Consider the following 20,153-nt stretch of genomic DNA (forward strand, 5'->3'; position numbering starts at 1 on the left):
ATGTATCCATGACCAAACTGTTTTCCGCCCTGCTGACCGGCCTGCTTGTGTCCGGCCTTGCACTGACTGCCCCGGGGGTCCTCGCTGCCACCGAAACCGGTGCTCCTGCCGTCAAGAAAGACGTCAAGAAAAAAACCCACACCAAAAAAGCCGCCCCCGCTGCCCCGGCTGCGTACGAACTGGCCGCACCCGATGACGACGATACCGGCGCACCGATTGATGCCTCGATTGCGCCCGCCACCGAATACAAATGCGAACTCGGTAACACGCTGACCATCTTCCGCAACGACGGCGACGACAACTACATCGCGCTGCGCTGGCACAAGGTACTGACCCGCATGAAGCGCGTGGCCACCACCACCGGCGCGCATCGTTTCGAAAACAAGCGCTCCGGCCTGGTCTGGATCGGCATTCCTGCAAAAGGCCTGCTGCTCGACTCGCGCAAGGGTCAGCAACTGGCCAACGAATGCAAGGATCCGACCCAGATGGCGCTGGCAACGGCCGCTGGCAACGCCAATAGCTAAGCACCCGAACACCCTGCCGGCGCGGAGCAAAAGACTCCGCCCGGAACCCGTATTTCACTTGTCACCCAGCAATCATAGGAGAGGTCATGGCCCGCAACACGCTCAATACGCTCAAGGAATTCAAGCTGCCTGATTCCAAAAAGGGCAAGTTCTACTCGCTGCCAGCACTACAAAAAAAACTCGGCGTCGATATTTCACGCCTGCCGGTCTCGATCCGTATCGTGCTCGAATCCGTCCTGCGTAATTGCGATGGCAAAAAAGTCACCGAAGCGCACATCCACGAACTGGCCAACTGGGGTGCCAATGCAGCCCGGATCAATGAAATCCCGTTCGTCGTCTCGCGCGTCGTACTGCAGGATTTCACGGGTGTGCCACTGCTGGCCGACCTGGCCGCAATGCGCAACGTCGCTGCCAAGATGGGCATCAAGGCCAAGAACATTGAGCCATTGGTGCCGGTCGACCTGGTTGTTGATCACTCGATCCAGATCGACCATTTCCGCGAAAAAAATGCGCTCGACCTGAATATGAAGCTGGAGTTCTCCCGTAACAAAGAGCGCTATCAGTTCATGAAATGGGGCATGCAGGCATTCGACACGTTCGGCGTCGTGCCACCGGGCTTCGGCATCGTCCACCAGGTCAACCTGGAATATCTGGCGCGCGGCGTCCACAAGACCGAAGACAAAGTCTATTACCCGGACACGCTGGTCGGTACCGACTCGCACACCACGATGATCAACGGCATCGGCGTGGTCGGCTGGGGCGTTGGCGGCATTGAAGCCGAAGCCGGCATGCTGGGCCAGCCGGTCTATTTCCTGACACCTGACGTGGTTGGTGTGAACCTGACCGGCATGCTGCGCGAAGGCGTCACCGCGACCGATCTGGTGCTGACGATTACCGAAATGCTGCGCAAAGAAAAAGTCGTCGGCAAGTTCGTCGAGTTCTTCGGCGAAGGCACCGAAACCCTGTCGCTGACCGACCGCGCCACCATCGCCAACATGGCCCCTGAATACGGCGCCACGATGGGCTTCTTCCCGGTCGACGAGCAGACCATCGAGTACTTCAAGGGTACCGGCCGCAGCAAGGCAGAGATCGCTTCGTTCGAAGCCTACTTCCGCGCGCAAGGCCTGTTCGGCATTCCGAAAGCCGGCGACATCGATTACACCAACGTCGTCAGCCTCGACCTGGGCAAGGTCGCGCCATCGCTGGCCGGCCCGAAGCGCCCGCAAGACCGTATCGAAATCGGTGCCGTCAAGTCGACCTTCGCCGACCTGTTCTCGAAGTCGGTCTCCGACAACGGCTTCAACAAGAAAGCCGCTGACCTCGACGCCGTCTACACCAACACCGATGGCGTGAACCTGATGAACGGAGACGTGCTGATCGCCGCCATCACTTCGTGCACCAACACCTCGAACCCGAGCGTGATGATCGCCGCCGGCCTGCTGGCCAAGAAAGCGGTCGAAGCCGGTCTGGTCGTGTCACCACACATCAAGACCTCGCTGGCACCAGGCTCGCGCGTCGTCACCAAGTACCTCGAAGCAGCCGGCCTGTTGCCCTACCTCGAAAAGCTCGGCTTCGGCGTCACCGCCTACGGCTGCACCACCTGTATCGGCAACGCCGGCGACCTCACGCCAGCGATGAACGAAGCCATCGTCAAGCATGACGTTGTCGCCTCCGCGATCCTGTCGGGCAACCGCAACTTCGAAGCCCGGATCCATCCGAACATCCGCTCGAACTTCCTGGCCTCGCCACCGCTGGTCGTCGCCTACGCCATCGCCGGCAACATGACGCGCGACCTGATGACCGAGCCGGTCGGCACCGTCAACGGCAAGGACATCTTCCTGGGCGACATCTGGCCGACCTCGAAAGAGATCGCCAAGCTGATGAAGCACGCGATGAACGCGAAGACCTTCAAGGAGAACTACGCTGCCGTCAAGGGCGCGCCGGGCAAGCTGTGGGAAGACATCAAGGATGCCGCCAAGGGTGAAGTCTACAACTGGCCAACCTCGACCTACATCGCCGAGCCGCCGTTCTTTGCAGACTTCACGATGGAGCCGAAAGCGGCTGCCACCGGCATCACCGGCGCGCGCGCACTGGGCGTGTTCGGCGATTCGATCACCACCGACCATATCTCGCCAGCTGGCGCGATCAAGGAATCTAGCCCGGCCGGCAAATGGCTCAAGGCCAACGGCGTCTTGCTGGCGGACTTCAACTCGTACGGCTCGCGTCGCGGCAATCATGAAATCATGATGCGCGGCACCTTCGCCAACGTGCGGATCAAGAATCTGATGATCCCTGCCAAAGCCGATGGTTCGCTGGTTGAAGGCGGCATCACCCGCTTCCAGCCGAACGGCACCGAAATGTCGATCTACGACGCCGCCATGGCGTATGTCGAGGCAGGCACGCCGACGATGGTCTTCGCCGGTGAAGAGTACGGCACCGGCTCGTCGCGGGACTGGGCTGCCAAGGGTACGCAACTGCTCGGCGTGAAAGCCGTGTTCGCGCGTTCGTTCGAGCGTATCCATCGCTCGAACCTGGTCGGCATGGGCGTCTTGCCGCTGCAATTCCTGGGCACCGATAGCACGGTTACGCTGGGCATCACCGGCAATGAAACCTTCGATCTGACCGGGATCGAAAGTGACATCAAACCGCAACAGGAAGCCACGCTGGTAATCCATCGCGCCGATGGCACTTCGCAAAACGTCAAAGTGCTGCTGCGTATCGACACCCCGATCGAAGTCGATTACTACAAGCACGGCGGGATCCTGCCATTCGTCTTGCGCCAACTGCTGGCTGCGTAATTCGTTTCAGGTTCATGCGCTGCAAAACGCCGGGTTCGCCCGGCGTTTTTTTTCGTCCGGCGCGCGCTGTAAAAAACGTTCGCGCTGAGCTTGTCGACAAGTTCAGCGCGAACGGCCGCCAGCACATCACCCTCAGCACCAAAGCAACATCCCCAACCCCTCCCTATGAGCCACCCGAATCCTCTACAATGCAGGATTCCGTTTCATTCACCACATCTGCCCCCATGCGTCGTCAAAACAAACCCGGTTCCCACAAACTTTCCGCCGACGGTCAGCGTCTGGCCACCTTTGCCTCTGCAGTCGTGCTGTCATCGAGCCGCATCGAAGAGCGCGGCTGGGAAAGCCAGATCGATGCCTTGCTGCAAAAGCTCCTGAAAGCTGATCATCAGGACACCATTGATGGCGCACTCGACCTGCTGTTCCAGTCCGATGCAATCGCCTACGACGTGCTGATGGAAGCGGCCGAAGCCAATAGCGAATCGGCTGTCCTCGAACACGATGACCAGCTCTATGACGCGTTACTGCTGGCGGTGCCAGTGCTGGCATGGACCCGTTTTTCGATTGCTTCCGGCCCGATTCCGGCTGATCTGGTCCTGACACTGAGCGCCCATCTGCAGGCCCATGTACTGGCACCTGACGCGAAGATCGCCATGGCACCCACCCTGTTTGCGATCGACCAGTTGCCACGCTCGCATGTCGAAACCTGGACCGTGACCCAGCGTCTGGCCCAGGCCGCGCTCAAGCACACTGCCTTACGTACCCCTACCGGCGTACCGGACACCGCGCCCTTCCTGGCCGACACGCGCTACCTGCTGGTCGCCGTCGTGGTGCCGGCCGGTGCACCACTAATGCGCTGGCAAGCCTCGTTCGATCTGGCCGACCGCGATCTCGCGCTGGCACAGTGGCAAGCCCAGGCATTGCCGAACATTACCCGGCTGCTGCCCGGCTGCGGCATCGAACTGTTGTTGCCCGAAGCGTATTACGTCGCCTGCCGCGAAGGCGACCGCCAGATCCGTCCGGCCTCAATCAGCGCTGCCGTGCATTTTCTGCATCACACGCTGGCCATCGAAGCACGCGACCTGCAAGCCAGCATCGGCAGCTTCGGCGAAGACACCATCGATGGCCATGCCGACGAATACCGGATCGGTTTCAGTACCGGCAAGGACGGCGATGTCGTCTATGGCGTGGTCTGGCCGCTGTATGGCGAAGAAGACGAAGAAGATGCCGGCGATCCGGCCGCCCTGCCCCTGCAGCGACTGGCCGCCGGCGAAGTGCCGCATCCGACGCCGCTCGAAGAAATCACGGCGCTGTTGCGTGATGCCGGTATTACCCGCATCACCCGGCATCCGGATCGCTTCCCGCTGGAATTTTGCGATGACTGCGGTGCGCCGTTATTCCCGGATCCGGATGCCGAACTGGTGCATGCCGAGATGCCCGAGGATGTACCGCAAGGCACAACGCATTTCCACTAACTTCATCGAGTAAGGCTAACCGGGGAATCCATGGATCGTGATGCACTGCTAACGACTACCCGGGAAGAATTCCTGCGCGCTTTCACGCTGGCCATCGACAGGACGTTGCCGCGCTCAGCGGCCACCTTGTTGCGCAGTGCCGAAGCCACGTTTTCGGCGGCAGACCAGCGCCGTCTGCTGGGGGCCTACGGTCTGATCCGCGAACGCGAGGCTGACCTGGATCGCCACATGCGCCACAGCATGGACCAGCTGCTCAATCGCAGTTTCCAGACCACCTACAGCACGTTTCGTCCGTCGTTCACCGACAGCTATGGCAGCGGCGGACTGACGTTGCTTGACACCAGTGTTCATGAAGACCTGCTGCGCATCAATGACGTCACCGCCCGCTTCCGGCATGCCGCTGATGATCAGTTGCGCGACCTCAATATCCGCATCGCGATCCTGTTCGAACAGGATCGCATCAATGAACGCGAAAACCCGTTCCGGCCGTTTCTGCTGTCGCGCGCCATGGCGACGGCCATCGACAGTCTTGGACAGCTGGTCGACATCAACAGCACGCTATTCGACCGCCTGGCCGAAGACATGCGCAGTGAGGTCACGACGATCTACGATACCCTCAACGTCCACCTCGCCAACCATGGCATCGCGGCCCAGCTTCAGCTCAAAATACAAAAGACCAGCGAGACCGCCGAAGCAGGTGCCGCGCGGGACACCGGCGAACCGGCCGCCAGGGCAATCGATCCGGTGCGGGTCGATACCGGTGCGCGTGCACTGTCCAGCGACAGCCCGCGCAGCCGGGTCGAGCAACTGGTCGACCTCGTGCGCCAAATCACGCGTCCGTTCACGGCAAGCGCTGGCAGTAATGAAAGCGTACACAAGCAAGACCCCCACGACCCGGCCGGCAACAGCTGGCCGGAGTCACAAGGACTGGTCGCCTCGCTGCAAAAACTGTTCTCCGGCGCAGCTGCCCCGATGACGCTCGACGGTGCCGCAGTGCCGTCCGGCGAGCCGGTCATGGCACCGGCCAACCGGCCCGTCAGTGCCCCGCTGCGCGAGTCGCTCGACGGGCTGATGAGCGATGCCGTACCGGATGCCGGACAGATGGCGCTGGCGGGCGGCGATGTACGCAACCTGATTTTCGAGCAACGCGAAGCACTCAGCGCTGCCGCCGCCGACGGCCACGAACAGATGACCATCGATGTCGTCGCAATGCTGTTCGAATTCATCCTGCGCGATCCGCAAATCCCGGCCGAAGTGCGGGCCCAGCTGGGCCGCTTGCAATTCCTGGTGCTCAAGGTCGCCTTGCGCGAAAGCACGCTGCTGACCCACAAGAGTCATCCGGCGCGGCTGCTGGTAAACCGGATCGGATCGATCTCGATCGGCCTCAAGCAGATCGATCCCGGTGGCGCGCGCGTCAGCGCCGAAATCTGCCGCATCGTCGAAACCCTGCTGGCCGACCGCAGCGACAATGCCGACCTGTTCACCGTCATGCTGGACCAGTTCGATGCCTTCATTGCGCAGGAACTATGCGGCAATGACAGCCCGGTCGATCACGCCATCGAGGCCCTCGAAAAAGCCCGCAGCCGCACGCTGCGCTTTGCCCACCTCGGTGCCAGTCTCGCCGAGATACTGTCCGGCCTCGACATTGATCCATTCCTGCGCGACTTCCTGAGCACGACCTGGGTGCGGGTCATTGAACGTGCCGAACGTCAGCACGGCACCACCCGCTTCCGCCGGCTGGTGCCGGACCTGCTGTGGAGTATCGTGCCAAAAAACACGGCGGCACAACGCAGCAAGCTGATCGCCATGTTGCCCGCGCTGGTCGGCACGCTGCGCGAAGGCATGCTGCAAGAAAACCTGAGCGGCATCGACCGGCTGGCGGTGCTGAACTGGCTGGTCGATGTCCATAGCCTGGCCCTGCGCGGGTCCGACACCGATGCGGCCGACCTGCCACTGGAAGTGATGCAGCTGCGCTTCGCGCTTTTCACGGCCGGTCCGGAAGCTGCGACCGGCACCCCGCAGGAATCCGCCGAAGCCGCAGCCAAGGCCGGCAGCGACCCGCATCACGAAGGCTTTCTTGCCGAAGCGCTGCAGGAAACCGACGTCGCACTGGAGTTGCTCGATCCGCAGTTCGACCACGAAGCGGGCACAGCAACACCGGAGCGCACGCAACCCGAGACCGACGAGGTACTCGCACGGCTGCGCAGCGGCGTCGCCATCGACATCACACTGGGCACGATTCCCGGCACCGGCCGGCTGCACTGGATCGACCCGGCCAGCACGACGCTGGTGCTGCAAATGGATGGCCACCCTGCGCCATCGATGATGAGCGTGCGGATGTTCCTGCGCCTGCTTGGCCTGGGTCGGGTCGGCTTCAGCGAAACCGCACCGCTGTTCGAACGGGCCGTGCATGCGCTGATGCTGTCGGCGCAGCAGATGGAAAAAATACCGGCCTGAGAACGGGCAAAGCCTTCCTCGCTTCTTATTTTCATTTCCTCCAAAGCATCACTCCCTTTCCGACGACCCGTCGCTATAGAATAACGACCGTCCTTCTATCCGGAAAAAAACATGATTCCTCAATTCATCCGCGACCTGACCATCGGCAAACGCCTCGGTCTTGGCTTTGCTGTCTTGCTGATGCTATCGATGGCGACCACCGCTATTGGTATTAGCCGCCTCAATGCTGTGGCCAGTGCCACCCGCGAACTGCTGAAAGACCCACTCGCCACCGAGCGCCTGGTGAGTGACTGGAATCGTAATATCAGCGCCGGCGTGCGCCGCACCTCGGCCATCGCCCGCAGCAGCGACCCGTCGCTGGCTGCCTTCTTCGCCGAAGACCAGGCCAGCTCGACAACAAATTCCAGCCAATTGCAGTCGGCCATCGGTAAGCGCATGCGTACCGACCGCGAAAAAGCCGTGTTCGCCGAAGTCGGTGAACTGCGTAAGGTCTACCTGTCCAGCCGGGATCAGATCGTCGCCTTAAAAAAAGAAGGCAAGCTCGACGAGGCCAACCAACTGCTGGACCAGACATTCACGCCGGCCGCCAAAAATTATCTGATCAAGATCGATGAATTACAAGGCGAAGAGCGCCGCCAGATCGACCAGGCCACCGTCGATATCGAAACCAATTACGAGGCCGGCCGCAACCTGATGCTGATACTCGCGGTCGTGATGCTGATCCAGGGCGTGCTGGTGTCGTGGCTGCTGAGCCGCTCGATCACCGGACCGCTGGCCAATGCCGTGCGCTTCGCACGGGAAGTCGCCAGTGGCAACCTGACAGCCACCATCCACAGTGATCGCCGCGACGAAAGCGGCCAGTTGATCGATGCCTTGCAAGCGATGGTGACGAACCTGTCGACACTGGTGACCGGCGTGCGTGTTGCGACCGACAACATCAGCGTCTCCGCGCAGCAAATCGCCTCCGGCAACGCCGATCTGTCCACCCGCACCGAATCGCAAGCCAGCTCACTCGAAGAAACCGCCAGCTCGATGGAAGAGCTGACCAGTACCGTGCGGCAAAATGCCGATCACGCGCAGCAGGCAACCCGGCTTGCGGTGTCCGCCAGCGATGTCGCAGTCAGGGGCGGCGCCGTGGTGCGCCAGGTGGTCACGACGATGGCTGCCATCAACGACAGTTCGCGCAAGATCGTCGACATCATCGCTGTCATCGACGGCATCGCGTTCCAGACCAACATCCTCGCGCTCAATGCCGCCGTCGAAGCTGCCCGCGCCGGCGAACAGGGCCGCGGCTTTGCCGTCGTTGCGGCCGAAGTGCGCAACCTGGCACAGCGCAGTGCCAGTGCCGCCAAAGAAATCAAGACGCTGATCAGCGACTCGGTCAACCAGGTCGAGCAAGGCAACCGTCAGGTCGACGAAGCCGGCAAGACAATGAATGACGTCGTCACCAGTGTTGGTCAGGTCGCCGGCATCATGCAGGAGATCACCGTCGCCAGCCAGGAGCAGCGCGCCGGCATCGAGCAAATCAATCAGGCCATCACCCAGATGGATGACATGACCCAGCAGAACGCGGCGCTGGTCGAACAGGCCGCCGCCGCCGCCGAAAGCATGCGCAACCAGGCGGTGATGCTGCTCGACGAAGTGCGCGCTTTTACGATCGCCGACGGCACGCCGGTGGCATCACCACAGACTTACCATCCGCTGAGTCTGGCGCACTGATCCGTTGCGGGTCTGTTGTGGAACGGGCTGGACCGCCCGCGATTTCCTGGTTTGCAGCGTGGAATCAAAACCGATTTGCGCCAGAACAAACCCTGCGCCCTGAGCGCAGGTAGATTGGCTTGGTAACACAGCACACCATCTGGCGTGACTGGCGACGACTAGCCAGCCAGTGTCAGTGCCGAACCGAGCCATCGCAGGAAAACCCATGCCATCCATGCAATCCGGCGTCATGCATGTCGCCCGCTCCCGCGGGTCGGACAAACCGACGCTCGCACAAAAAACATTCACCCGCCTGATCCGCAAGATCAATGACCAGCGCAGGCTGTTAGATGCCTGGCAAGCCATCATTGCGCAGTACCGGCAGCAGTACGACAGCACTTTCGTTCCGCTGCGTGACAGCTTCGCGCAGTGCCGGATGCAAATGGCACAGTTGCTGGACCGGGCGCATGATTCGCCAGGCATGACCAAGCCCGCCAAATCCAAGCTCAGGCGCATGATCTTCGACATGGTCGACGACGTCATCACCGGAGACAGCGAGACCGCACTGAAATTGCTCCATCAAAAATACCGCACGACGGATGTCAATGACGACATTGCGGTGGCAGACGCGGCCGCGCAGCAGATGCAGGCGCTGATGGCCGAACTGCTCGCTACCATGTCGGATGGACCCACGCCGCCGCAAATCGACGGCGGATATGCCGAGGCGCAGGACGCCAGCCAGTCGATCCGGGATCTGTATCGCAAACTGGTCAGCGCACTGCACCCCGACCGCGAACAGGATCCGGCCGAATATGTACGCAAGACCGGGCTGATGCAGCAGGTTAATGTGGCGTACCGGAACCGGGATGTCTTCCAGCTGCTGGAGCTGCAACTTGACGCCGGACATCGCGGCCAGCACAGGCTGGACACCCTTTCCGACAAACGACTGGCTCACTACAATGCCGTACTCACCGGTCAGTCGCTGAAGATGGAAGACGACATCACCTGCCTGAAGGTCGACTTCATGATGCGCTGCGATTTGCCGCCCGGGCAACTTCACCGCCTGCGGCCGGACAACCTGCTGCAGCACCTGAGACTCGATATCAGCGCCATGCAGCAATGCATCGCCCGGATCGAGAAAGACCTGATCGACTTCGCCGACCTCCGGCAGCTCAAGGCCTACCTGAAGACCTTGCGCCTGCCGCGACAACCGGTATTCGACGCCGACCTGTCCTGGTAAAAGAGCGCTGCCATCGGCCGCTACGACTTACATCGCATCAAGCACCGGCACCAACATCGCGGCACCGAGTTGCGCACTGCGGTCGCCATCCCAGCCGATGCGCGGATCCGGCTGGATCGCATTGTCCTTGAACGGCATTTCCAGCGTCAGCGACACGCACTTGAAGTTGTGCGCGACATACTTCGACGCCAGCTTCAGGACGTCAGCCCGGTACTTGCCGGTGCCGTAACCGAACTTGGTCTGGAAGTCAGGACTGGCCTGCACGAAGCAATCGATAAACCGCTGCTGCGCACTGGCCTGCTCCGCACTGAACTCTTCCAGCATTTCGCTACCGGCCACGAAGACATACGGCAAGGCTTCGTCACCATGGACATCAAGGAACAGATCGCAACCGGTTTCGTGGATCTTCGCCCTGACGGCCAGCACTTCCGGACTGCTCTCCGGCGACGGCGTCATCCATTCGCGATTGAGGTTGGCACCGGCGGCGTTGGTGCGCAAGTTACCCCGCACCGAGCCATCCGGATTCATGTTCGGCACGATGTACAGCACGGCCTTGTCGAGCAAGGCCACGGCGACCGGATTGTCCGGGTCGAGCAAGGCCCCCACCATACCTTCGACAAACCATTCAGCCATCGTCTCGCCGGGATGCTGGCGCGCGATGACCCAGATTTTTTTACTGGCAGCCGGGTTGCCGATGACGATGGCATTGAGGTCACGACCATCAAGCGTGGTGCCCAGATCGATGATGCGCGCCAGCGGCGAAGCCTCGGCGTCGCCCAGCAATTGCAAATGGCGCTCCCATGAATACGGCTCGAAATACGCGTAGTAGACGCTGTCGCGTTCGGGTGTATGCGCGATTGTCAGCACCTGACCATCGAAGCTGGTCGGCACGCGGAACCAGCTCTCGCGGTCATAGCTGGCAACCGCCTGGTAGTTTTCCCATCCCCCCGGGAAAGTACTCTGACCGGCATTCAACAAGCGCAGCTGGCAGGCTTCGCCACGCGCGCCCTGCAAGCGGAAATAAAACCATTGCGCGAAGTCGGCATGGCTATCCTTGCGAATGTTTAGGTCAATCTGTTGGGGGTTAGTCGCGGCGATGATCTCGATGGCGCCGGCATCGAACTGATGGCTGATCTTGATGGACATGGGGATCGATTCTTGAAAGGAAGGGGCGGAGACAGCGGCGGCTTTCGAAAACGCCCGTACCGGCTGTCGGGTGATGGTCATCATAAAGGATTTTGCGCGACAGGCCGGCGACACAAAATCGCGCATCGGCATGGCGGCATCGCAACTTGCTCTGCTATACTTCGCAGCTCGTCGGGGCGTAGCGCAGCCTGGTAGCGTACGTGCATGGGGTGCACGGGGTCGAGTGTTCGAATCACTCCGTCCCGACCAGTTTTATCAAGAGGTTACAAGTTTAGGCTTGTAGCCTTTTTTGTTTTTGGGCGTTTGGTTTCTACGTTGGCTCCTACGCCGATTGCGAATATAGGTAGGTGGGCACAGCCTCATCGTGCCCACGCGGTGCAATTGCCAAACCGGCTGCATCGCCAACCCGGCTTGCATTTTCGCTGTGGTCGCAAACCTCCGTATCGTCACGTCGTAGGGTGCAATAACCGAAGAGCATTGCACCGAATGCACTGCTTGCGGTTGAGAAATTGCCTGTACTCCGCCACTACCAAGCCGGGAGCGGCCCAGCTGCCGGGCCGACCCCGACTAGGTCATGACGGAGCACAGGCCATTCGGTGCAATGCCCTGCGGTTATTGCACCGTACGACGCTGTCAGCGCTTAATCGTTTGTAGTCGCGTTTATAGTTTTGACGGATCACGTACCGTCCTCGGCACTTTTGGCACAGAGATCGAACCCGCCTCATCCTTCAGCGGAAATTAGTTCCCCTCCCTAGCATTAGCGTAAAGAAATAATTCCAGTAGTCATGATTGGACAACCTACCGTAATATCCAAAATACAACAAACTTTGGGATTTTACATATGGCAGGCGACTGGAGTGACGATGAAATCGCAGCATCGGTAGCGGTGTACAACGAAATGCTGGTGCATGAAAAAAACCAGACCTCCTACAACAAAAAGCAAATGTATCGGGACCTCGCAGCCCAGTTCGGCAGAACAGAAAAAGCGTTCGAGTACAGAATGCAAAACATTTCCCACGTACTCCATTTGATGGAAAAACCGTGGGTAAAAGGGCTAAGGCCGGCTAAAAATGTTGGTAGCCGTATCACTAGCAGGATCGAAAAGCAGTTGCTATTAGCAAAAGGCCGCACCCCCAACAATGAACCACAGATATTTATCGAAACCGCGCTGTTAAAGGATTTCGACCGCGACAAAAATGGTGTACTTGAGTGGCCATTTCCGACTGGCGCTGATGTAGACGACCGCGAGTACACAACTGCAGATCTAGCCGAATGGGATCGGCAATATCGTAGTAGCGACGTGCACAATTCGAATCCCCCAACCGGGGCAGAGCAGCCAACGACTACCGCCAGAACTCGCAACGAGTATGTGCGAAGCCTTGATGTCGTTAACTGGGTCATTCAGCGGTGCGCAGGAAACTGCGAGTGCTGCGAAAAGCCAGCACCTTTTAGCAGGCAGGATGGCAGCCCATTTTTAGAAGTGCACCATATCCGGCAACTGGCAAATGGGGGAAGCGATCGGGTATCGAATGCGATTGCAGTCTGTCCCAACTGCCACAGGGAACTACATTTCGGAAGCAAGTCAGTGGCACTGATTGAACAGCTGTATGGGAGGGTAAAAGAGATTCAGCCGGAGTAGGTTGCCCCACAGTCGTCATGGGGTAGCTATCTCGATACGTTTTCGGATCATTCGAATGCACATCAGTGCGACTCATATGAGAAGTGATAAGGAAAGTCATGTCGCAGGAATCTGCGCGAATGCTGGGCGTAAAGCGGACCGATTTGTCGATGCACAACGGCCAGCAAAACCCTACTTAACCCGCTGCTTCTCCAACTTCCGCGCCAACGTACGCCGATGCATCCCGAGCCGGCGCGCCGCTTCCGAAATATTGAAATTCGATTCGCGCAAGGCGTCGTGGATGTGTTCCCATTCCAGCGTCTTGATCGAGGTCGACCGGTTGGTCAGGCTGACGTCGGTCTTGCCGGCGATGTTGCCGAAGGCGGCTTCGATGTCGTCGGTGTTGGAGGGCTTGGCCAGGTACTGGCAGGCACCGAGCTTGATGGCTTCGACCACCGTGACGATGCTGGCAAAGCCGGTCAGTACCACCACCAGCATGGCCGGGTCGTGCTGGTGCAGCATGCGAACGCAGTCGAGTCCCGACGATATCCCGTCGAGCTTCAGATCCACTACCGCAAAGCCGAATGCGTGCTGCGCGATCAGCAAGCGCGCGCTGTCGAGCGTATGCGCTACGCATACCGTATAGCCACGCCGCTCGAACGAGCGCGCCAGCGTTTTTGCGAAGACTGCATCGTCTTCGATGATCAGCAACTGGCGCGCGGCAGGCAGCGCTTCGTCAATAAGATTATTCAAGGCTAATTGCCGCCAAAGGAAGAGTGACCTGAACCAGCGCACCGCCCTGTGCCAGGTTCCTGGCATGGACCACGCCGCCCAGTTTGCGCACTACGTTGACCGTAAAGAACAAGCCGAGACCGCCACCGGGACGCCCCTTGGTGGACTGGTAGGGCTTGCCGAAGTGCGTCAGCATGGGTGCCGGAAAACCATCGCCGGCGTCGGTGACGACCAGCCGCAGCACGCCCTCCTCGCGCATCGCTTCGAAGCGCACCCACACCGGTGACGCGTCGCAGGCATTGTCGAGCACGTTGCAGATCATTTGCTTGAGTGCGGAGTCGAACACCACCGGCATGTCCTGCTCGATGTGGTTGGTGTAATCGAGGATCACGGCCGGACGGGTGGCGCGCCATTCCAGTAACACCTCATCAAGAAAAGTGCAGATGGTGGTCTTGATCGACGACTCGCTGCGGGCTTCGCCGGCTGACATCAGCACACCGCTGACGATGGTCTTGCAGCGGGTGAGCTGCGCCTGCATTTCGCCGAGCTCATCGAGTAGCGCGGTGTTTTTACGGAACTCCGGCATGCGCCGCCAATCGCCGAGGATCACCGATAACGTTGCCAGCGGCGTACCGAGTTCATGGGCCGCACCGGAGGCCAGCATGCCCATCCGTACGATGTGTGCTTCTTCGGCAGCGTGCTGGCGCAGATCGGCCAGCTGGGCCGCACCGCTGCGCAGGTTGCTGTTGATGCGACTGACAAAGAAGACCAGCAGGCTGGCATTGAGCGCGAAGCACAACAGCAAACCTTCGATATACAGACTGCCCAGCCCGTTGGACGGGCCGGCGGTCAGGATCAGTGGCTTGGCATACAGCGACAGGCAGGCCAGGCAGGTGCTGGTGATCGCTACGAAGACCCAGGTCGACCAGACTTCCAGCAGCACCGCACCAAGGATAACCTGCAGCAGATACAGAAAAGCAAACGGGTTGGTGGTGCCACCGGTCAGGTAGAGCAAGCCGGTCAGTGCGGCGGCATCGACCAGCAAGGCAAGGAATAGTTCGCGATTGGTCACCACCCGCGAGGCACACCAGCGCAAATGACTGGCGATGTTGAACAGGACAAGACAAGCCAGCACTTTCAGCAAATCCGACAGCGGCAAGGCAATGCCAAAACCGAAGATGACGACCGCAATCGTCGTGATCTGCCCGACCACGGCGATCCAGCGCAACTGGATCAGCAACAGCATGTTGTTGTGACCGGCATTACCTTCGACGACGGTCCCGCCTTGCAGCAGGGACGACGACGATGACGGCAGGTCTGACAGGCGGCGGAGGTTCATGGGCTTAGTCTAGGGCATTGCCTGACAACGTGCCCGCCCGGCGCGAACGCCGTTCTTCACGCAGATTCCAGAGCACTGCGCCACCCAGTAGCAAGGCCAGAGCGAACCAGGTGAGCGCGTACACCAGATGGCTGTTATGGAAGGCGATCACGGTCAATCCACCGACCGGTTGTTCACCCGACGGATCGTCGGTACGACGCCCCGAACTGGCTGCATCGGCATCCACAAAATACGGCGCAACCGGCCCGACTGTGCCGAGATTGCCGGCTGCGGCGATGGCCGCAACATCCCGCGAATACCAGCGATTGGCAACCGGATCATTGCGGCGCAAGAAAGCTCCTCCGGGTTCACTGATACGCAGCAGTCCGCTGACAGTCGTCGTGGCGCCGGCAAGATCGATTGCGCCGGATGCCGGTCGGGCAGCGCCCGGCAACCAGTCACCGGTACGCGCGGGCACGTAACCGCGATTGATCAGGATGACCTCGCCATCGACACGCCGCAATGGCGTGAGCAGCCAGAAGCCGCTGCCGCGTTCGGTCACCGCCTGCACCCGCACCGAGCGGTCATACAGGAATTGGCCGGTCACGCGAACATGGCGATACTCGTCGGCAGCTACGCTCACGCCGGGCCAATTCTGCGCGCCAGGCGCGTCGGCGACCGGTGCTTTTACCCGTGCCTCGACGCGGGCGATCAGGTCGAGCTTCCATTGCAGACGAACGACCTGCCAGCCACCAAGACCCAATAGGATCAGGAACACCAGAGCGGCGCTCACCAGTAGCGCTATGCCACCTGCCCTTGAGCGGGGCTTGGGCCCATCAGCGGCCGGGTTCACGCTAGCAACGTCGATGTGACGAATGACATCAAGGTGCTCTAGGCGCGACGGGCATCGCCGGCATATCCTTCATGCCCTCCATGCCCTTCATCCCTTCCATGCCCTTCATCCCTTCCATGCCCTCCATCGCCGGCATGGCTGGCGGGACCTTGATCGACCCCGTCGTTGCGTCACCGGTGGTATCAGTCATCATCCCCGGCATCATGTTGTGATTGAGGTGATACATGACCCAGATCGAACCGCTGAGCATGATGACTACCAGGATGGTTGTGAAGATCAGCGCCAGAATCGACCAGCCGCCTTCGGACTTGGTATTCATGTGCAGGAAGTACACCATGTGCACGACGATCTGCACCGCCGCAAACCCGAGGACGACCAGCGCGGTCGTACTCGACTTCTCGAAGACTTTGCCCAGCACGACCCAGAATGGAATCGCTGTCAGGATCACGGCCAGAATGAAGCCGGTCAGATAGCTTTTTACGGAGCCATGATCGGCGTGCGTGTGGTGACCGTCGTCATGCTCGTGGTGGCCGCCGGCAGGGGCCGCTACGTGGTTATGTGTCGTGCTCACGGCAGGACTCCCATCAGATAAACAAAGGTAAAGACGCCGATCCACACTACGTCAAGGAAATGCCAGAACATCGACAGGCACATCAGGCGACGGGTGTTCTCTGTCGTCAGACCATGCACGCTGACCTGCAACATCAGTGTCACGAGCCAGATGATGCCGAACAGCACATGCAGACCGTGGGTACCGACCAGCGTGAAGAACGCGGTCAGAAAACCACTGCGCTGCGGACCGGCGCCTTCCCGGATCAGATGAACGAACTCGTACATTTCGAGGCCGATGAAGCAGGCCCCGATCAGGCCGGTGATCGCCAGCCAGATCAGCGTGCTGCGTACCCGCTTGCGCTGCATTTCCAGCATCGCAAAACCGTACGTGATCGACGACACCAGCAAAAACGCAGTGTTGAGCGCCACCAAAGGCAGATCAAACAACTCGGCCCCGGTGGGGCCACCGGCATAGTTCCTGCCGAGGACCGCATACACCGCGAACAAGCAGGCGAACACCAGACAGTCGCTCATCAGGTACAGCCAGAAGCCGAGCGTCGTGCCGTTCTCCGGATGATGCTCCAGCACGTAATACCGCGAGCTGTCGGTGGAAGGGGAAGTAGCGATATCACGCATGGTTGGTCAACAATCTTGTACGGTTATCTTCGATCCGGGTGACTTCGGCAGCCGGGATATAAAAGTCACGCTTGTAGTTGAAGGTGTGGGCAATGATCCCGGCAATCATCATGCCGAAAGTCATGCCAGCCACCAGCCACATGTGCCAGATCAGGGCGAATCCGATCGCTGCACTGAGCAACGCAATCAGGAAACCTGCTGCCGTATTTTTAGGCATGTGAATCGGCAGGAAACCGGTCAGCGGACGGACATAGCCGTTTTGCTTCATATCGGTCCAGGCATCGGTGTCATAGACCTTTGGCGTGAAGGCGAAGTTGTACGACGGTGGTGGCGACGAGGTCGACCATTCCAGCGTACGACCACCCCATGGATCGCCGGTGTAATCGCCCAGTTCTTTGCGACGGATGTAGCTGACGATCAACTGAATGATGAAGGCAGCGATACCCAGCGCGATCAGCACGGCACCGACGGCGGCAATCTGGAACCAGATCTGCAATGACGGATCTTCGAAACGGCTCAGACGACGTGTGACACCCATCAGGCCCAGCACATACAGCGGCATGAACGCGAGGTAGAAACCGATCGTCCACAGCCAGAACGACCACTTGCCCCAGTACGAATCCAGCTTGTAACCGAAGGCTTTCGGGAACCAGTAGTTGATGCCGGCGAACATGCCGAACACGACGCCACCAATGATCACGTTATGGAAGTGCGCAATCAGGAACAGGCTGTTGTGCAGCACGAAGTCGGCTGCCGGTACTGCCAGCAATACGCCGGTCATGCCACCGATGACGAAGGTAATCATGAAGCCTATCGTCCACAGCATCGGTACTTCAAAACGGATGCGGCCACGGTACATCGTGAATAGCCAGTTGAAAATTTTCGCGCCGGTCGGGATCGAGATAATCATCGTCGTAATCCCGAAGAACGAATTGACGCTGGCCCCCGAACCCATCGTGAAGAAGTGATGCAGCCATACCAGGTACGACAGGATGGTAATGACCAGTGTCGCGTAGACCATCGAGGTGTAGCCGAAAATCCGCTTGCTCGAAAAGGTAGAGACGATTTCAGAGAACACGCCAAACGCCGGCAGGATCAGGATGTAGACCTCCGGGTGACCCCAGATCCAGATCAGGTTCACGTACATCATCGAATTCCCGCCAAGGTCATTGGTGAAGAAGTTCGTGCCGACCATGCGGTCCAGCGACAGCATGCCAAGTACGGCAGCCAATACCGGGAATGCAGCGACAACCAGGATGTTGGTGCACAGCGAGGTCCAGATGAAGATCGGCATTTTCATCAGCGTCATGCCGGGTGCGCGCATCTTGACGATGGTCGCAATCAGGTTGATACCGGACAGTAGCGTTCCTACCCCCGCAACCTGTAAGGACCAGATGTAATAGTCGACCCCCACATCCGGACTCGCGAGTATTCCCGATAGCGGCGGATAGGCCAACCATCCGGTACGGGCAAATTCACCAACGAACAGTGACGCCATCACTAGCATGCCGCCGAACGCGGTCATCCAGAAACTGAAGTTGTTCAGGAACGGAAAGGCCACATCGCGCGCACCGATCTGCAGCGGAATGACGTAGTTCATCAGCCCGGTCACCAGCGGCATCGCGACAAAGAAAATCATGATCACGCCATGCGCGGTGAAAATCTGGTCGTAGTGATGCGCCGGCAGGAAGCCACCCGACTCACCGAACGCGAACGCCTGCTGGGCCCGCATCATCAGTGCATCGGTAAAGCCGCGCAGCAGCATGATCAGGGCAAATACGATGTACATGATGCCGATGCGTTTGTGGTCAATGCTGGTGATCCAGTCGCGCCAGAGCGGGCCCCACAAGCGGTAATACGTCAGTGCACCAAACACCGCTGCACCGCCGATACCCACCATCAGGAAGGTCGCCAGAAGGATGGGCTCATGCAGGGGAATCGCTTCCCAGGTGAGCCTTCCGAAAATCAACTTCGTCAGATCCAAATTATTGAACATCGTTTTTTCCTGAAACAAAATGAAGCTGCCCGGCAGGCGAGCAACGAGGCAGTCGCACCATAGCGACATACCCGGACAAAACCGTCCGCTGATACTGGTGCTGTTGGTGGTACTGGTGCTGCAAACTATTCTTTGGCATTGCCATGCCCCATCGCCGCATGGGCATCTTTCATCATCGTCGCATCCATGCAAGGCTGACCGACTACGACGCAGCGATTGACGATGGCATGGAACAGACTGGCATCGACTTCACCGAAACGCTGCACTGCGACACGCTCGCTGGGCTTTTCAAGCTGGATATAACCTTCACGACGGAGCACTTTGCCCTCGTCGCGTACTTTTTGCACCCAACCATCAAAACCTTCCTTGCTCATGCCATGAAACTTGAAGCGCATGTCCGAAAAACCGGCACCGCTATAGTTGGCTGAGAAACCTTCAAACTCGCCCGGCTTGTTGATCACGGCATTGAGCGAGGTCTGCATGCCCGGCATTGCGTAGATCTGTCCGGCCAGTGCAGGGATGTAGAACGAATTCATCACCGTCGATGACGTGATCTTGAAACGGATCGGCACATCGACCGGTGCGGCCAGTTCATTGAGGCTGGCGATGCCCAGGTCCGGGTAAATGAATAACCATTTCCAGTCGAGTGCCACGACTTCGACGATCAGCGGCTTGGTCCCGGCAGGGATCGGCCGATCGGCATCGATGTGGGTCAGCGCCCGATACGGATCAAGCTTGTGGGTGCTGATCCAGGTAATCGTGCCGAGCACGATGATGATTAGCAGCGGCGCGCCCCAGATCACCAGCTCAAGCCGGGTGGAGTGATCCCAGTCCGGCTCATAGATGACCGCGGTGTTGCTCTTCCGGTAGCGCCAGGCGAACAAGATAATCAGCGCAATCACCGGCACGATAATGAGCAACATCAGCAGCGTTGAAACGATGATCAGATTGCCTTGCTGCTGGGCGATATAACCGGAAGGACTGAGCAAAACCGTATTGCATCCGGCAAGTGGGAGGGCGGCGGACAGCAGCAGCAGGCGGCGTAAATTCAAGGCAATCATGCTAGAAAATCCAGTTCGATGTATCAGAGTGTGCTAACTTAAATCTAACGTC

General features: G+C 59.5%; 15 protein-coding genes and 1 tRNA gene. 8 read left to right on the forward strand and 8 right to left on the reverse strand.

What is annotated here, in order from left to right:
- The first annotated feature begins 8 nt into the window (after positions 1–8).
- The 6 genes from RHM62_RS15510 (at position 9) to RHM62_RS15535 (ending at position 10,189) form a co-directional block, all read left to right on the forward strand.
- Positions 9–524 (forward strand): hypothetical protein, encoded by a 516-nt coding sequence (locus RHM62_RS15510; protein ID WP_322122959.1) that lies wholly within the window; start codon positions 9–11, stop codon positions 522–524.
- Positions 525–610: 86 nt separating this feature from the next.
- Positions 611–3,322, forward strand: coding sequence for an aconitate hydratase AcnA (gene acnA, locus RHM62_RS15515; RefSeq protein WP_322122960.1), 2,712 nt, complete (start codon positions 611–613; stop codon positions 3,320–3,322).
- Between the two features lie 224 nt (positions 3,323–3,546).
- Positions 3,547–4,794, forward strand: a complete 1,248-nt coding sequence (locus RHM62_RS15520) for a DUF2863 family protein (protein WP_322122961.1) — start codon at positions 3,547–3,549, stop codon at positions 4,792–4,794.
- 30 nt (positions 4,795–4,824) lie between these two features.
- Complete coding sequence (locus RHM62_RS15525; RefSeq protein WP_322122962.1) at positions 4,825–7,251, forward strand: DUF1631 family protein; 2,427 nt, start codon at positions 4,825–4,827, stop codon at positions 7,249–7,251.
- A 111-nt stretch (positions 7,252–7,362) separates the two neighbouring features.
- A complete protein-coding gene (locus RHM62_RS15530) occupies positions 7,363–8,970 on the forward strand; it encodes a methyl-accepting chemotaxis protein (RefSeq protein WP_322122963.1) in 1,608 nt (535 codons plus the stop codon).
- Between the two features lie 205 nt (positions 8,971–9,175).
- Positions 9,176–10,189 carry a J domain-containing protein gene (locus RHM62_RS15535; protein ID WP_322122964.1) on the forward strand — a complete coding sequence of 338 codons (1,014 nt, stop codon included), beginning with the start codon at positions 9,176–9,178 and terminating at the stop codon, positions 10,187–10,189.
- A 27-nt stretch (positions 10,190–10,216) separates the two neighbouring features.
- Here the strand turns inward: RHM62_RS15535 and RHM62_RS15540 are convergent, their stop codons facing one another.
- A complete protein-coding gene (locus RHM62_RS15540; RefSeq protein WP_322122965.1) occupies positions 10,217–11,335 on the reverse strand; it encodes a M14-type cytosolic carboxypeptidase in 1,119 nt (372 codons plus the stop codon).
- 172 nt (positions 11,336–11,507) lie between these two features.
- Here RHM62_RS15540 and RHM62_RS15545 point away from each other — a divergent pair.
- Positions 11,508–11,584, forward strand: a tRNA-Pro gene (locus RHM62_RS15545).
- A gap of 592 nt (positions 11,585–12,176) precedes the next feature.
- The gene (locus RHM62_RS15550; protein ID WP_322122966.1) at positions 12,177–12,974 is read left to right on the forward strand and encodes an HNH endonuclease signature motif containing protein; all 798 of its coding nucleotides are present in this window, start codon (positions 12,177–12,179) and stop codon (positions 12,972–12,974) included.
- Between the two features lie 171 nt (positions 12,975–13,145).
- Here RHM62_RS15550 and RHM62_RS15555 read toward each other — a convergent pair whose 3' ends face one another.
- The 7 genes from RHM62_RS15555 to cyoA all read right to left on the reverse strand — a co-directional run bounded on the left by RHM62_RS15555 (position 13,146) and on the right by cyoA (position 20,101).
- Positions 13,146–13,706, reverse strand: a complete 561-nt coding sequence (locus tag RHM62_RS15555; RefSeq protein WP_416172268.1) for a response regulator transcription factor — start codon at positions 13,704–13,706, stop codon at positions 13,146–13,148.
- A complete protein-coding gene (locus tag RHM62_RS15560; RefSeq protein WP_322122967.1) occupies positions 13,699–15,024 on the reverse strand; it encodes an ATP-binding protein in 1,326 nt (441 codons plus the stop codon). Before RHM62_RS15560 ends, RHM62_RS15555 begins: the two co-directional genes overlap by 8 nt.
- 4 nt (positions 15,025–15,028) lie before the next feature.
- Entirely contained in the window at positions 15,029–15,796 is a 768-nt protein-coding gene (locus RHM62_RS15565; RefSeq protein ID WP_322122968.1) for an SURF1 family protein, read from the reverse strand.
- A gap of 88 nt (positions 15,797–15,884) precedes the next feature.
- Positions 15,885–16,427 (reverse strand): cytochrome o ubiquinol oxidase subunit IV, encoded by a 543-nt coding sequence (gene cyoD, locus RHM62_RS15570; protein WP_322122969.1) that lies wholly within the window; start codon positions 16,425–16,427, stop codon positions 15,885–15,887.
- Positions 16,424–17,044 (reverse strand): cytochrome o ubiquinol oxidase subunit III, encoded by a 621-nt coding sequence (cyoC, locus tag RHM62_RS15575; protein WP_322122970.1) that lies wholly within the window; start codon positions 17,042–17,044, stop codon positions 16,424–16,426. Before cyoC ends, cyoD begins: the two co-directional genes overlap by 4 nt.
- Positions 17,037–19,040, reverse strand: a complete 2,004-nt coding sequence (gene cyoB / locus RHM62_RS15580) for a cytochrome o ubiquinol oxidase subunit I (RefSeq protein WP_322122971.1) — start codon at positions 19,038–19,040, stop codon at positions 17,037–17,039. Before cyoB ends, cyoC begins: the two co-directional genes overlap by 8 nt.
- Positions 19,041–19,165: 125 nt before the next feature.
- Positions 19,166–20,101: a ubiquinol oxidase subunit II gene (cyoA, locus tag RHM62_RS15585; protein WP_322122972.1), complete on the reverse strand. Its 936-nt coding sequence runs from the start codon at positions 20,099–20,101 to the stop codon at positions 19,166–19,168.
- Positions 20,102–20,153: the final 52 nt, after the last annotated feature.

It is taken from the genome of Actimicrobium sp. CCC2.4 (genome assembly GCF_034347385.1).
GTDB lineage: Bacteria > Pseudomonadota > Gammaproteobacteria > Burkholderiales > Burkholderiaceae_D > Actimicrobium.

What these genes read in the sequence shown, in the direction of transcription:
- RHM62_RS15510 (WP_322122959.1), top strand. Translation starts at nt 9, where the DNA reads ATGACCAAACTGTTTTCCGCCCTGCTGACCGGCCTGCTTGTGTCCGGC.
- acnA (WP_322122960.1), top strand. Translation starts at nt 611, where the DNA reads ATGGCCCGCAACACGCTCAATACGCTCAAGGAATTCAAGCTGCCTGAT.
- RHM62_RS15520 (WP_322122961.1), top strand. Translation starts at nt 3,547, where the DNA reads ATGCGTCGTCAAAACAAACCCGGTTCCCACAAACTTTCCGCCGACGGT.
- RHM62_RS15525 (WP_322122962.1), top strand. Translation starts at nt 4,825, where the DNA reads ATGGATCGTGATGCACTGCTAACGACTACCCGGGAAGAATTCCTGCGC.
- RHM62_RS15530 (WP_322122963.1), top strand. Translation starts at nt 7,363, where the DNA reads ATGATTCCTCAATTCATCCGCGACCTGACCATCGGCAAACGCCTCGGT.
- RHM62_RS15535 (WP_322122964.1), top strand. Translation starts at nt 9,176, where the DNA reads ATGCCATCCATGCAATCCGGCGTCATGCATGTCGCCCGCTCCCGCGGG.
- RHM62_RS15540 (WP_322122965.1), bottom strand. Translation starts at nt 11,335, where the DNA reads ATGTCCATCAAGATCAGCCATCAGTTCGATGCCGGCGCCATCGAGATC.
- RHM62_RS15550 (WP_322122966.1), top strand. Translation starts at nt 12,177, where the DNA reads ATGGCAGGCGACTGGAGTGACGATGAAATCGCAGCATCGGTAGCGGTG.
- RHM62_RS15560 (WP_322122967.1), bottom strand. Translation starts at nt 15,024, where the DNA reads ATGAACCTCCGCCGCCTGTCAGACCTGCCGTCATCGTCGTCGTCCCTG.
- cyoC (WP_322122970.1), bottom strand. Translation starts at nt 17,044, where the DNA reads ATGCGTGATATCGCTACTTCCCCTTCCACCGACAGCTCGCGGTATTAC.
- cyoB (WP_322122971.1), bottom strand. Translation starts at nt 19,040, where the DNA reads ATGTTCAATAATTTGGATCTGACGAAGTTGATTTTCGGAAGGCTCACC.
- cyoA (WP_322122972.1), bottom strand. Translation starts at nt 20,101, where the DNA reads ATGATTGCCTTGAATTTACGCCGCCTGCTGCTGCTGTCCGCCGCCCTC.